At 44.3% G+C, this 13,529-nt stretch carries 11 protein-coding genes; 6 read left to right on the top strand and 5 right to left on the bottom strand.

Going from position 1 to position 13,529, the window contains the following annotated elements:
• Positions 1–76: 76 nt before the first annotated feature.
• The 3 genes from BM090_RS11525 (at position 77) to BM090_RS11535 (ending at position 3,938) form a co-directional block, all read left to right on the top strand.
• Positions 77–1,690, top strand: coding sequence for a CHASE3 domain-containing protein (locus BM090_RS11525; RefSeq protein ID WP_091512782.1), 1,614 nt, complete (start codon positions 77–79; stop codon positions 1,688–1,690).
• A 108-nt stretch (positions 1,691–1,798) separates the two neighbouring features.
• Entirely contained in the window at positions 1,799–3,196 is a 1,398-nt protein-coding gene (gene fumC, locus BM090_RS11530; RefSeq protein ID WP_091512786.1) for a class II fumarate hydratase, read from the top strand.
• A gap of 154 nt (positions 3,197–3,350) precedes the next feature.
• Positions 3,351–3,938 carry an SPOR domain-containing protein gene (locus BM090_RS11535; protein ID WP_091512897.1) on the top strand — a complete coding sequence of 196 codons (588 nt, stop codon included), beginning with the start codon at positions 3,351–3,353 and terminating at the stop codon, positions 3,936–3,938.
• A gap of 76 nt (positions 3,939–4,014) precedes the next feature.
• Here BM090_RS11535 and BM090_RS11540 read toward each other — a convergent pair whose 3' ends face one another.
• From BM090_RS11540 to BM090_RS11560, 5 genes are all read right to left on the bottom strand, one after another.
• The gene (locus BM090_RS11540) at positions 4,015–4,620 is read right to left on the bottom strand and encodes a hypothetical protein (RefSeq protein ID WP_091512790.1); all 606 of its coding nucleotides are present in this window, start codon (positions 4,618–4,620) and stop codon (positions 4,015–4,017) included.
• Positions 4,621–4,649: 29 nt separating this feature from the next.
• On the bottom strand, positions 4,650–5,138 hold the full coding sequence (gene paaD, locus BM090_RS11545) for a 1,2-phenylacetyl-CoA epoxidase subunit PaaD (RefSeq protein WP_091512794.1): 489 nt from the start codon (positions 5,136–5,138) through the stop codon (positions 4,650–4,652).
• Positions 5,139–5,150: 12 nt separating this feature from the next.
• Positions 5,151–5,912: a 1,2-phenylacetyl-CoA epoxidase subunit PaaC gene (gene paaC / locus BM090_RS11550; RefSeq protein ID WP_091512797.1), complete on the bottom strand. Its 762-nt coding sequence runs from the start codon at positions 5,910–5,912 to the stop codon at positions 5,151–5,153.
• A 65-nt stretch (positions 5,913–5,977) separates the two neighbouring features.
• The gene (gene ytxJ / locus BM090_RS11555) at positions 5,978–6,319 is read right to left on the bottom strand and encodes a bacillithiol system redox-active protein YtxJ (RefSeq protein WP_091512800.1); all 342 of its coding nucleotides are present in this window, start codon (positions 6,317–6,319) and stop codon (positions 5,978–5,980) included.
• 26 nt (positions 6,320–6,345) lie between these two features.
• Positions 6,346–7,512 (bottom strand): hypothetical protein, encoded by a 1,167-nt coding sequence (locus tag BM090_RS11560; RefSeq protein ID WP_091512804.1) that lies wholly within the window; start codon positions 7,510–7,512, stop codon positions 6,346–6,348.
• A 365-nt stretch (positions 7,513–7,877) separates the two neighbouring features.
• Between BM090_RS11560 and BM090_RS11565 the strand changes: the two genes are divergently transcribed.
• The 3 genes from BM090_RS11565 (at position 7,878) to BM090_RS11575 (ending at position 13,458) form a co-directional block, all read left to right on the top strand.
• Positions 7,878–9,740: a DNA topoisomerase IV subunit B gene (locus BM090_RS11565; protein WP_091512807.1), complete on the top strand. Its 1,863-nt coding sequence runs from the start codon at positions 7,878–7,880 to the stop codon at positions 9,738–9,740.
• Between the two features lie 138 nt (positions 9,741–9,878).
• A complete protein-coding gene (locus BM090_RS11570; RefSeq protein WP_091512811.1) occupies positions 9,879–12,722 on the top strand; it encodes a sensor histidine kinase in 2,844 nt (947 codons plus the stop codon).
• On the top strand, positions 12,700–13,458 hold the full coding sequence (locus BM090_RS11575; RefSeq protein ID WP_091512814.1) for a LytR/AlgR family response regulator transcription factor: 759 nt from the start codon (positions 12,700–12,702) through the stop codon (positions 13,456–13,458). Before BM090_RS11570 ends, BM090_RS11575 begins: the two co-directional genes overlap by 23 nt.
• Positions 13,459–13,529: the final 71 nt, after the last annotated feature.

Here is a 13,529-nt window from a genome sequence, read left to right on the forward strand (position 1 = left end):
GTTTCTTAAGCATTTTTTTACGACTTTTGCCCAGTAGCAACCCGATGCAATTTATCCTCATTAACGTAGCAAAAATATGACGGAATTAAACTTTGAACTCGTTTGGCGTAAAGTCAAAAACCTGACCATCGAAATATTACTTGCTTTTTCGGTTTTTGTTCTGATTGTCAATACGTTTATTACGTTTTCTAATGATGCGGCACTCGAAGAAAATAGCAATCAATTGATTCATACTTATAATGTTTTGCAACAAGTAGATGCGCTTTCGATTGCTATCAAAGATGCCGAAACAGGCCAGCGTGGTTATTTGATTACGGGAGAAGAACATTATTTGCAACCGTATTTGGCAGCTCGTACGCAATCCAATAACGTACTGGACAATCTTAAAAAACTGCTGGACAATCCCGAACAGCGTAAGAACTTGGCCAAACTCTCAGCTAAAGTTGCCGAAAAATTTGACGAAATGGAAAACTCCATTACTGCTCGCCGCAACAATGGTTTGAACGAAGCCGTTAAGCTGGTGAAAACTGATAAAGGCCGCATCATAATGGATAATATTCGCCTCATTATTGCTGATATGAGCGAAATAGAAACCGATTTGTTGGCAGAACGCAACGACAGCCTAGACAGACAGAATAAAAGTAGCCAAGTATTCCGAATCGTAGGAAGTATTTTTGTAATAGCTATTATTTTATTTGCTATCAAAAATACTCGCGACCAAAAAGCGTCACGCCTCCAAATTTTTGAAAATATAGACAATAACAATCGTAATTTGTTGCTCAACTTGGGGCATCACCTCGATATTACGGATGAGCAAGCTGTTACCCAAAGCCTCATTACCAATCTTACCAACGCCATCAACTTTATTAGCAGCGTAGGCGAAGGCAAATTTGATGTGGAATTTAACGGCCTTACCGACGAAAATAAAACATTGAATCAGAATACATTAGCAGGTTCTTTGGTGAACATGCGCGACAAACTGCAACAAGTGGCCGCCGAAGACACCAAACGCCAATGGGCTACGGAAGGCGTGGCGCACGTGGGCGAAATTTTGCGCAAGCAATCCGACAACATCGAAGGTTTGGCACACGAAGTAATCATTAATTTGGTGAAATATGTGAAGGCCACACAAGGCGGTTTGTTCAGCCTCAACGACACCAACCAACACGACACGTACATCGAAATGTTGGCCTGCTATGCCTACGACCGCACGAAGTATTTGCAACGCCGCGTAGAGCTTGGCGAAGGGCTGATAGGAGAGGCCGTTGCCGAAGGCGATACGATTTATCTCACCGATATTCCAACCTCGTATTTGCGTATTACGTCGGGGCTTGGTGGCGAAAATCCAAGTTATTTGTTGGTGGTTCCGCTCAAAATCAACGAACAAGTTTTTGGAGCGATAGAGCTGGCGGCTTTCCATCCTTTCGAGGAACATCAAATCGCTTTTGTGGAAAAAATTGGCGAAAGCATTGCCAGTACTTTGTCGGCTATTCGCATCAATGAGCAAACCAAACGCCTTTTGGCTGATGCCCAAATGCAGGCCGAGCAAATGCGTGCGCAAGAAGAAGAAATGCGCCAAAACACGGAAGAATTACAAGCTACGCAAGAAGAGTCGGAGCGTCGCGTAAAAGAATTGTTAGATGTGATTTCGGACAAAGAACGTTTCATCGCGCAGCTTCAACGCAAATAATTTTGATTTTATATAAAACCCCTAAAAGGTTGCAATTTTATATATAAGTATTTCATTTTCAGTTAATTTTAACTCACATATTTTCATTTTCTTTTTCAATAAAAAGTCATGCAATACAGAATAGAAAAAGATACGATGGGCGAGGTACAAGTACCTGCCGAGAAGTATTGGGGCGCACAAACAGAACGCTCTCGCAACAACTTCAAAATTGGCCCTGAGGCCAGTATGCCAAAAGAAATTATTTATGCTTTTGGTTATTTGAAAAAAGCGGCAGCTTATGCAAACCATGAACTTGGCGTACTTTCTGCCGAAAAACGCGACCTTATCGCGCAAGTTTGCGAAGAAATCATCGCTGGCAAACTTGATGCAGAATTTCCCCTCGTAATCTGGCAAACTGGTTCGGGTACGCAAAGCAACATGAACGTAAACGAAGTGGTTGCTAACCGTGCGCACGTGCTAAAAGGTGGTTCTCTTTTGGACGAGAAAAAAGTGCTTCACCCGAACGACGACGTAAACAAGTCTCAATCGTCTAACGATACTTTCCCAACAGCGATGCACATTGCCGCTTACACCCAAGTGGTAAATGTTACAATCCCTGGTATGCAAAAATTGCGTAACACATTGGCCAGCAAAGCAGAAGAATATATGAACGTAGTGAAAGTGGGTCGTACGCACTTCATGGACGCTACACCACTTACGCTTGGCCAAGAGTTTTCGGGTTATGTACAACAAATCGACAATAGCATTCGTGCTTTGCGTAATGCGTTGGAAGCTGTAAAAGAATTGGCTTTGGGCGGCACTGCCGTAGGTACAGGCCTTAACACACCGAAAGGTTATGACGTGTTGGTTGCAGCTAAAATTGCTGAATTTACAGGTTTGCCATTCGTAACTGCTCCAAACAAATTTGAATCGTTGGCTGCTCACGATGCGATGGTAGAACTTTCGGGTGCGCTCAAACGTGCGGCTGTTTCTTTCATGAAAATTGCGAACGATGTGCGTATGCTAAGCTCTGGCCCACGTTCAGGTATTGGCGAAATCATTATCCCAGACAACGAACCAGGTTCGTCTATCATGCCAGGCAAAGTGAACCCAACGCAACCAGAAGCTCTTTCGATGGTTTGTGCGCAGGTAATCGGCAACGACGTAGCCGTTTCGGTGGGTGGTGCAACTGGCCATTTCGAATTGAACGTATTTAAGCCTGTAATCGCTGCCAACGTGTTGCAATCGGCTACGCTTATCGGTGACGCTTGCGTTTCGTTCAACGACAAATGCGCGGTAGGTATCGAGCCAAACTACGACGTAATTAAGAAACATCTTGAAAACTCTTTGATGCTCGTAACAGCTCTTAACCCGCACATCGGTTATGAAAATGCGGCCAAAATTGCTAAAAAGGCACACAAAGAAAACAAAACGCTTCGTGAAGCAGCCATCGAATTGGGCTTGCTTACCTCTGAGCAATTTGACGAATGGGTAATTCCTGCCGACATGGTTGGTAGCTTGAAATAAACTTAAAACATTATTTTTACGAGAAAAACCCCGTTTGTTTAGCACATTCGGGGTTTTTTTGTGGGGATTTGGAATAAATACTTTGTAGCTAATCTTTTTTTTGTATTTTTACCACCATGCACAAAAACTTACATATTTGAACGTAACAGGCTATATGGATAAAAGATTTTTTCTGGGGTTGCTCTTGACACTTACTGCCGCAACCGTTGCGTATTCGCAAGACGACAAAAAAGAATGGGCTAAGAAACTGAAAGCAACAGACCCGTTAGAATTTAAGAAAATTGTGCAAGAACGTGAGCAATCGCAAGGCGAAGTAAAACGCCTGAATGAAATCATTAACGATGCACAAAAAGAGCTGAACGATACAAAAGCCGAAAATGCTAAGCTACAAGCTCAACTCGACCAACTAAAGAAGAGTGGTGCAGGTGCTAAAACAGCAGGCAAAACCGAAGTGGATGCAACCAAGCCAGCAGGCTCGAGCAAAGGCATTATTTTTAAAGTGCAGATTGGTTCGTTTAAGAATAAAGATTTGGCCAAATACTTTAACAATAACCCTAATTTTAGTGGTGATGTGGACGAAGACGGTTCTAAAAAATATACATTGGGCTACTTCCGCGACTATTGGGAGGCCGACACATTCAAGAAATATTTGCGCGAAATGGGCGTAAAAGACGCGTGGATCGTGAGTTATAAAGATGGCAAACGCGTTCCTATCAAAGAAGTATTGGAAGGTGCTATTTAAGAAAACAAAATATTGATATACTAAAAAGCCGCTGTAATTCATGGATTGCAGCGGCTTTTTAGTTGATAATTAGGCGTTATTTTACAGGTCTGAATAATGGTTTTTCGCGTACGCGGTCGGCTGGATAGCCTGCTTTTTCGAGTGTTTCGCCATGAAAATCCAAAAAGGCATTATAGCTGTCCACTTGCTTGTCGTAGTGGCTATGGAAATAAATAACGCTGTCGTCGGCTTGCCTGATTTTTTGGTATAAATCTTTGATAGTCGGGTTGGTCAGCGAGTCTGGTTTTTGCTCCAGCACATGACTGATGCCGTCTAAAAGCGAATCGGTACGCAAATCGTAGTTGTCGATAAGCAAACTATTGCTCATGGTTGCAGGCGTATAACGCTCTTTAGTCAGGCGCGTGTATAATTTCTGCAACGTGTCGCAGGCACTTGGCAGCGAATCCGTATGGCAATAACCCAACGAATCCATTTTGCTCATAAGCCATTGTATATGAGTTATTTTCTTGTCGTCGGAGCGCATCATTTCCGCCCACGACTTATCCATTTCCACGTTAAGCGAATCGGCGCGTTTTTGCAATTGTTCTACCGACAAATTGCCCGAACTGTCCGAATTGTTACAAGCCGTTTGGAAAGTGGCAGCCACCAGAGCCGCATAAAAAAAAGCGCGAAAACGAGTCATATCTTTTTTACTGATAATCGAAGAATATTTTATAATGGTTTGAATTGCTCAAAACCTTGTCGGCAACTGTGGCAATAGTGCAACGAACGGCATAGCGTTGGGCCAAAAGGCGAACGCAAAACCGTGTCGGTACTACCACAATTAGGGCAAGGTACATGGCTAAGTATATCTATGTCAAATATTTGCTCATGTACTGGCGGAGGCGCAAGCCCAAATTTGAGCAAATCCGCGCGACCTTTTTCCGTCAGGCGGTCAGAAGTCCAAATCGTATCAAAAGACACGCGCACTTGCATTTGCTCCACGCCATGCGCCTTGAGTGTTTGTTCTACTTCCTTGCGCATTACCTCAATGGCTGGGCAACCCGTGAATGTAGGAGTCATTTCCACGCGAACAGTTCCCGTATTTTCCAGTGTTACGGACGTAATTACGCCCATGTCCACGAGTGAAAGTGTCGGAATTTCGGGGTCTTTTACTACCTCCAACCATTGCCAAATGACTGCTTCTGTGATGGTTTTCATAACGTTAGCAGATTACCATTTTGCATCAGGCTCTAAGCGGAACACTTCGCCCATTTCGCTCAGAAGTGGTTGTAAATGAGGTGTATGTCGGCCTGCTCTGCCTCCTGTTTTGGCGGCCAAAATCGTAGTATCTGGCATCATAAGATTGGTGCTATCTATCACTTTTTCGATGCGTTGCTGCCATTCTTTTTGAATGGCTTTTTCTCCCTCAAAAATCCCTCCTGCGATGAGCTCTTGCTCAAAAGCCGACGGTTCGAATATCCCTAATGCGTATGGCATGGCCTCGTTGAGGGCTGTTTGCAAACGTTGCTGTGCTTCGTGGTCTGTGCTGTTGCCGAGTTGTTTTATCCACGTGTTGGCGTGCATAACGTGGTATTTGATTTCGCCTTTTATTTTTTGGGCTAATTGCGCCAACGGTTTGTAGCTGCTGCGGCTCAGACTTTCAAAACGCACTAACTCGGCATTATCAAACAAGAAATGACGTATAAGCGAAAAGTCATATTCGCCGATAGGCAATTCTACTAACTGGCAGCAATGAAACTGTTCGGAAGGTCGCGTGAAAGCAATAGTATCGGGTTCTTTTTCTCCCAACTCATGCAAAATATTGTACAGTGCATGGCTTTGGCCTACTTTGTCCTGTGCCATCGACGAAAACGCAATATCTTCTTCGAGCAAAGGCCCAATGCCTGTCCATTCGGCGTTGCGATGCCCTATAATTAGCTGGTCATCAGCCATTTTATAAAGCAGTTCTTTGAGTGCTTCGGTGTTGTACATGGTGTAATAGGTAGATTTTTGGTGTAAAAAATTGGGTAATTGAAATTTGGTGTAGTGTACTAACGCTATGCGTTTATTTTTTGTTTAATATCTTGGTAATCAATATCCCAATGGCTTGCATCGAATACGCATTGGCCATTGCGAATCAGCAGTATTTGTGGCGATTCGTGCCCGATGCCAAACACTTGGGCAATTTGGTTAGAAATTTCTCGATAGGCAATCAAATCCAACAAATAGGTTTGTGTATTGGCTACGTCGCCTTGCTGCCAAGCTCTTTCGAGGCGACTCAGGGCAGTGGCACTAATCGAACAGCGTGTGCTGTGTTTGAAAATTAGAATAGGTTGTTGGGCAGAATCTTTCTGGATTTGTTCGAGTGTAGAGCCTGCCGTAAGTGCAATCCAATTCATAGTATAATTGATTGATTATAAATTGTTTATTCCCAAATACCATTTTCCCAAATCCCTTTTTCGGCTTCTTTGTCGTAGCGCGGACGGTGTTCTTTTTCGCGCAAATAAGGTGGGAGATATTCTTTTTTGTTGCGGCGGGTTTTACGTAACATTCTTTTTCTGTAACGCTCTTTGCCTTCTAATGATTTGGAGTAAGCACGCCCCAAATACACTGAACTTGGGTGCATATTTTTGCCGCTTTTGCGTATGGCTATGTCTCCTTCCCAGTCGGCAATGCGGCGAGAAGTATGACGTGCTTTACGGTGCTTTTCCATTGGCGTATTGGCGCGATATTCTTCAGGAAAAAAGAAACTCCTGCGGCGGGCGCGGCGTTCGGCTTTGCTGTTCAGATAGCCCGCGTCATAATCGGCCATTAGCTTATTATCGCGTTTTTCCATGCGTCGTTGGTCGCGCGGGTGCATGGTTCTGTATTGAAGTTCAGAATTGGCAAACTTTTTATTATCACGTTTTTCCATGGCGCGTTGGTCTTCCGGCAACATGGTGTGATATTGTAATTGCGATTGCGTCCAAAGCTTGTTGTCGCGTTTTTCCATGCGCCGTTGGTCGCGCGGGTGCATGGTGCGGTATTGTAGCTCCGAATTAGCCCATTTTTTGTTATCACGCTTTTCCATGGCGCGTTGGTCTTCGGGGTGCATGGTTCTGTACTGAAGTTCTGAATTAGCCCATTTTTTGTTGTCGCGTTTTTCCATTTCGCGCTGTTTGTTGGGCGGTAGTGTTTTGTATTGCAATTGCGAACGTGTATCGCGTTTATTGTCGCGTTTTTCCATGGCCCGTTGGTCTTCAGGACGCAAAGTGCGGTACTGCAACTGAGAACGTGTATTGCGCTTATTATCGCGCTTTTCCATGGCGCGTTGCTTTTTGGCCTGCAATGTTTTGTATTGCAGTTGCGAACGCGTAAACTTTTTATTCTTACGTTTTTTTTCCTTTAGCGAGCTTTTGGGAACTTTGGTATAAACAGTCTTGTCGCGGTAACTGATAGAACGTTTAGATTTTTTTTGCGCCATTACCACGCCCGAAGGCACAACCAAAGCCAATACAAGTGCAATCAGAAACGTTATGGAAAGTATCACTGGCCGTTTGGGGCAAGCATTGGCATCAGGAATATTTTTTGATAACGAAGAATAAAATATCATTGCGCTTTTAGTTGTGTAAACGAACTGATTTACTGTAATTTACAGATTTATTTGGGTTAAATATACATCTTTTTAACAATCCTCCCAAACCGCCAGCGGCTTTGTGTTGCTATGTTTAGAGCCGTCAAATTTAAGCACAAGAACCCATAGCAAAAAATTTACGCTAATAATCAGCGAATTATAGGGTGTATTTTGATATTTAAAAGGTTGATATTTAGTTTTTTATAAAAAATATACCTTTGCGGTTTTATAGCGAAATGGTTGTAGATTCGTTGGGTGGCAATTGCTTATTTTAAAATTAAACACTGTATTTTCGAAGAGGTATCATTAAATTGCGGACGTTTTTTTGATTAGTAAGAAAAAGAATGGCAGAAACAAACAACGTAAATTATAGCGAAGACAGTATCAAATCGCTTGACTGGCGCGAACACATACGCCTTCGTCCGGGTATGTATATCGGCAAGCTCGGCGACGGTTCGGCCTACGACGATGGTATCTATGTGCTTGTCAAAGAGATAATTGACAATAGCATAGACGAACACGTGATGGGCTATGGCAAAACTATCGATATAAAAATTACGGAACATCGGGTGGAAGTGCGCGATTACGGACGAGGTATTCCGTTGGGCAAAGTCGTGGATTGCGTGTCCAAAATCAATACGGGCGGCAAGTACGATTCGGGAGCATTTCAAAAATCGGTTGGGCTAAATGGCGTAGGTACGAAAGCCGTAAACGCTTTGTCCAATTATTTTAAGGTGCAATCCGTGCGCGAAGGCGTAACCAAAATCGCGGAATTTGAAAAAGGAATACTAAACAACGATGCCGCCGAGCAACCCAGCAAAGAGCGCAACGGTACTTTTATTGCTTTTGAACCCGATAACACAATTTTTAAGAATTATCATTTCAGACCCGAATATTTACAAGAACAGCTTTGGAATTATGCTTTCTTGAACGCTGGCCTGACTATCAACTATAACGGACAAAAGTATTTTTCGCAAAATGGTTTGTTGGACTTGTTGCGCCACAAAACCGACGAGGAAAGTTTACGTTATCCGCTTATTCACCTGAAAGGCAATGACATAGAAATTTCGATGTCGCACTCCAACCAATATGGCGAGGAATATTATTCGTTCGTGAACGGCCAATATACCACGCAAGGCGGGACGCACTTGGCGGCATTTCGGGAAGCTGTGGTAAAGACGGTACGCGAATTTTACAAAAAGGAATTTGATGCGGCAGATATTCGCGCCTCTATCGTGGCGGCTATCAGTGTGCGTGTGCAAGAGCCTGTGTTTGAGTCGCAAACCAAAACAAAATTGGGTTCTTTGAATGTTGCCCCCGAAGGTGCTTCGATGCGTAGTTTTGTAAATGATTTTGTGAAAAAATACCTCGACGATTTTTTGCATAAAAACCCAACTACTGCCGACGCGCTACTCAAACGTATTTTGCAGTCCGAACGCGAACGCAAAGAAATTGCGGGCATTAAGAAACTGGCCAACGACCGCGCCAAAAAAGCCAATATGCACAATCGCAAATTGCGCGATTGCCGCGTACACCGCACGGACGAGAAAAACGACGCACGTCATAACACTACTTTGTTCATTACAGAAGGTGACTCGGCGAGTGGTTCTATCACCAAATCGCGAGATGTGCAATTGCAAGCCGTGTTCAGTTTGCGCGGAAAGCCGCTCAACTGCTTTGGCCTGACCAAGAAAATTGTGTATGAAAATGAGGAGTTTAACTTGCTCCAACACGCCCTAAACATCGAAGATGGCATAGAAGGCTTGCGTTATAATCGTATCGTAATCGCAACCGATGCCGACGTGGACGGAATGCACATTCGTTTGCTGTTGCTTACGTTTTTCTTGCAGTTTTTCCCCGAATTGGTGCGTAACGGACACGTGTACATTTTGGAAACGCCGTTGTTTCGGGTACGCAACAAAAAAGAAACGCAGTATTGTTACACGGACACCGAACGCCAGAAAGCGATTAAGAAATTAGGGCCAAAACCCGAAATTACACGCTTTAAGGGTTTGGGAGAAATTTCGCCCGAAGAGTTTGCGGGTTTCATTGGCGAAGACATTCGTTTGGAGCCTGTTATTTTGCAAAAAGAAACCCAAATTGCGAAGTTGCTCAATTATTTTATGGGTAAAAATACGCCTGAACGTCAGCGTTTTATTATCGAAAATTTGAAAGTAGAAAAAGATTTGGCCGAGCAAATCGCCTAAGTTTTTTGGATAAATCTATCAGCCCAATTTCAATTGTATTGACACTGCAACAAATTGAAATTGGGCTGATTTTTTTTGTAAAAATCTTCTAAAAATTGCCCTTGAAAACCCAAAGAATTTGGCTATTTTCAAGGCACAATGAAACACACTTTTATTCCGTTTATAATTTGCTTTTTCTTGATAATCAATGTATTATTGAGTCAAGCGCAAACGCCTTTTGCCGAAAATTTAAACCTGAAATTGCGGATTGCTCCATCAGAAATTTATGATTTGATGATAGGCCAACCCAACGGCTATTTGTACATTGGCACAGACGAAGGGCTGTACCGCTACGACGGCCAAAGCGTGCGAAAATGGGAAGCTCCCAGCCGCTACGCGCAAAGTTTGTCGAGCCTGTGCCAGACCTCCGACGGAACGGTTTGGTGTCGAAACTTTTCGGGTAACGTGTTTACGTTGCGTGCCGACTCGCTGCAAGTGCTGCCAACTCCCACGCATTTTGGCCGCCTTATCAACATGAACACGGCAGGCCGCCAGCTTTTTATTTGTTACGAAAAAGCAATACTTGCTTACACGCACCAAACCGCCGACACTTTGCTCAAACTGCCCGCCAACGAGGTTTTTACAACTTTTGATACAGAAAATAAAACGCAACGAATCGCGGGGCTGACGGCCACAGGCAAATTATTTTTTACTGAAAACCAAAGAATTAAGCAAGTTCAAACGCCTTTTGCGCAAACGGATTTGCAGCTTACGTGGTGGCGCGGCCAGCCTGTTGGCACGCACAAAGGCAATTTGTACACGGCTCCGTTAGTGGAACTTTTGGGTAGAAAAATGTATGGGCAAATAGCGGCGAACGTGCGCGTTTTTCATAGCGTGCAGGAAGCCCAAAACCTGTGGTTTTGTACCAACGATGGGGCTATTTGTTTGCCCAACGAAAATGTCCCCGCAACGCAACTGCTTGCAGGCGAGCGCGTAAGCGACATTGTAAGCAACGAAAGTGGTACGCGTTGGCTCTCGACGCTGGACGGAAAATTGTTTCAGGTGCAAAGTTTGAGCATAGCGCAAAGTTTTGCCGACAAGCGTTTTTGCTCCATTTTGGTAGATAAAAATCAACTCATTTTGGGCGATTTGGACGGGCGTTTGCATCGCACGGACACCGCCGCCGCGCAGTTGTGGAGTTCTGGACAAACCGCCAAACGCGAAATTGCTTTCATTCAGCCCATGACGGGCGGCAGGTTGCTGACCAGCGAAGGAATTTGGCAAGCCAAAACACTGCAACTGCAAAAACTGGCTTTGATGGGGCGAATGGCCACCCGCACGCGCGGCGGAGATTGGCTAATGGCTTTGTTTACAGAAAGTTGTGTAGTAGGGGCCAATATTTTTGATGCGCCTCAAGAACCCGAAAAAGCCGCTTTGCGCGTGGCGATGGGAACGCGTAAAATCTTGCCTTTGCGCAATGGCCGCGCGATTAGTTGCCAAACTTTGGCGGGAAAATGGGCGTATGCCGTCGGTTATGACGATGGACTTTGGGTTTTTGACCGAAGCGGCAACGGCCACGAGTTGCGCACGCCTGACGGCCAAAGCATTACGGCGCGTTGTATGGCCGTGTGTGGTTCGCAACTTTGGGTAGGCAGTACGAAAGGTTTATTTCAGTTTGAAGTTTTGGAAAATAATTGGCCGAAATTTATTCAGCAATTTTCTGAAAATGAATATATTATGGCATTGGCAGCCGACGCAGAAGGTGTTTTTTATATCAACAAAAAGCAGCAAGTAATCGCGTTAAACCCGCACACGGCGGCCAAACAATGCGTTTTTGGGGTGGAAGATGTTTTGTCTCTAAAAATAAAAAACTTGGCACTTTCTCCGCAATTTATTTGGGTGGTCGGTACGCGCGGTTTGTTCAGAATCAGCCGCCGAAAGCCTGTTGCCGCCACTACGGCGCGTTTGTTGGTGAGTTTGCAGGACAGTAGCCCAATTGCCGAAGGTGCGGCCATTGATTTTGAATACGAACAAATCGCATTGAGTGAAGCGCAAATCGAGGCTATTAGTGTGCGCACCGACGAGCAACCGCAATGGCAAAGTTTGGCGAAAAGTGGCGGAAAATGGCAACTAATAGCCCAAACCGCAGGTACGCATTGGGCCGAATTTCGGTTAAGTTCGCCGTTTTATGCCGCCCAAACCCAACGCCTGACTTGGACGGTGTCGGCCAAGCCGTTTACCATAAGTTTAAAAATAGTGCTGTGGGCAGTGGCAGTGTTAGCGGTTGGTTTGGTGTTCATTTATTTTAGAATAAAAAGAATAAAACAACAGCAAGCCAATGAGTTAGCTTTGATAGAGTCGCAACTGACGGCGGTGAGTGCGCAGATGAATCCGCATTTTATTTTTAATATTCTCCAATCCATTCAGGGCATGATTATGGACGGCGACAAGCGAACCGCCGTGCAGCTTTTGGGCGAATACGCCAAGTTTACGCGCAAAATTTTAGATTTTTCGGACAAAAAATGGATTAGTATTAAAGACGAAATTACGCATCTGGAAACCTATATTAAACTTGAAAATTCGCGCCTCGACAACTCCATTCGCTGGGAAATCAGGACGGACAGCCAACTGAATTTGCAAAAAAATATTCCCACACAACTCATTCATCCGCTGATAGAAAATGCCATCAAACACGGATTGGCGCACCAGACGGGAGAGCGGCGTTTGTTGATAGATTTTGTGTTGGATACCGCCGACAATAGCCTTCAAATTGAGGTAACGGACAGCGGAATAGGCCGAGAGGCCGCCGCCCAAAAGCGCAAAAGCGGACACGTTTCTTTTTCTACCAATGCCTTGTCCAAACGAATAAATCTTTACAACTTGCTGCTACAAACCAACATTACTTTTGGCTATACTGATTTGCTGGCCAATGGTTTACCTTTAGGAACAAAAGCATTCATTCACATCAAATACACATCTTATGCTAAAAATATTACTGATTGACGACGAGCCAAACGTAATGAAAGCGGTGGCGGGGTTGTTGCGCGAGTTTCACCCAGAGCATACCATCGTGGCGCAATGCCACACCGTACCAGAGGCCGTTATTGCCATTAAGCAACACCATCCGCACTTGGTAATCAGTGATATAGAAATGCCGCAATACCCTGGTTTTGAATTGTTCCAGTTCTTTTTGCCCGAAGAAGTGAATTTCAGTACGGTGTTCCTGACGGGTTACAGTGAGTATTCGCTTAAGGCTTTTGAGGTTGGCGCGATTGATTATTTGCTCAAACCGCTTCAGCCCGACGAGTTGGCCAGAGCTTTGAAGCGAGCCGAAAAACGATTTTTGGGCGATACGCAGCAACAAAACGGAAAACTGTACAAGCAACTCACGGAGGAAAATCTGATGTTTTCGCAGTGGGATAAAATCAGTTTGCCGATGAGCGAAGGCATACGCCTTATCAAAATAGATGAAATTGTGGTGATTACCGCCGACCGCAGCTATTCGGTGATAAACATGATTTCGGGAGAAAAAATATTGATTTCCAAGAGTTTAAGTTATTTTGATAAGCTCGAACAAAAGCCTAATTTTTTGCGCGTGCATCGTTCGTACACCGTCAATCTGCAATACGTGCGTACTTACTCCAAGACAGGCAATGGCGTTTTGGAATTGAGCACAGGCGAGCGCGTGCCGATTGGCAGCGAGAAAAAAGCCCAAGTAGAAACAATGTTAGGGATTTGATATATCTAATTTATACCAAAAAGGCCTCTAAAACTTAGAGGCCTTTTTGGTGGGATAATACATCGCGGCTG

The sequence above is a fragment of the Flexibacter flexilis DSM 6793 genome (genome assembly GCF_900112255.1).
Taxonomy (GTDB): domain Bacteria; phylum Bacteroidota; class Bacteroidia; order Cytophagales; family Flexibacteraceae; genus Flexibacter; species Flexibacter flexilis.

Excerpts from the sequence above, each read along its gene's own strand:
- BM090_RS11535 (WP_091512897.1), top strand. The coding sequence starts at position 3,351 with ATGGATAAAAGATTTTTTCTGGGGTTGCTCTTGACACTTACTGCCGCA.
- paaD (WP_091512794.1), bottom strand. The coding sequence starts at position 5,138 with ATGAAAACCATCACAGAAGCAGTCATTTGGCAATGGTTGGAGGTAGTA.
- fumC (WP_091512786.1), top strand. The coding sequence starts at position 1,799 with ATGCAATACAGAATAGAAAAAGATACGATGGGCGAGGTACAAGTACCT.
- BM090_RS11575 (WP_091512814.1), top strand. The coding sequence starts at position 12,700 with ATGCTAAAAATATTACTGATTGACGACGAGCCAAACGTAATGAAAGCG.
- BM090_RS11570 (WP_091512811.1), top strand. The coding sequence starts at position 9,879 with ATGAAACACACTTTTATTCCGTTTATAATTTGCTTTTTCTTGATAATC.
- BM090_RS11560 (WP_091512804.1), bottom strand. The coding sequence starts at position 7,512 with ATGATATTTTATTCTTCGTTATCAAAAAATATTCCTGATGCCAATGCT.
- ytxJ (WP_091512800.1), bottom strand. The coding sequence starts at position 6,319 with ATGAATTGGATTGCACTTACGGCAGGCTCTACACTCGAACAAATCCAG.
- BM090_RS11525 (WP_091512782.1), top strand. The coding sequence starts at position 77 with ATGACGGAATTAAACTTTGAACTCGTTTGGCGTAAAGTCAAAAACCTG.
- BM090_RS11565 (WP_091512807.1), top strand. The coding sequence starts at position 7,878 with ATGGCAGAAACAAACAACGTAAATTATAGCGAAGACAGTATCAAATCG.
- BM090_RS11540 (WP_091512790.1), bottom strand. The coding sequence starts at position 4,620 with ATGACTCGTTTTCGCGCTTTTTTTTATGCGGCTCTGGTGGCTGCCACT.
- paaC (WP_091512797.1), bottom strand. The coding sequence starts at position 5,912 with ATGTACAACACCGAAGCACTCAAAGAACTGCTTTATAAAATGGCTGAT.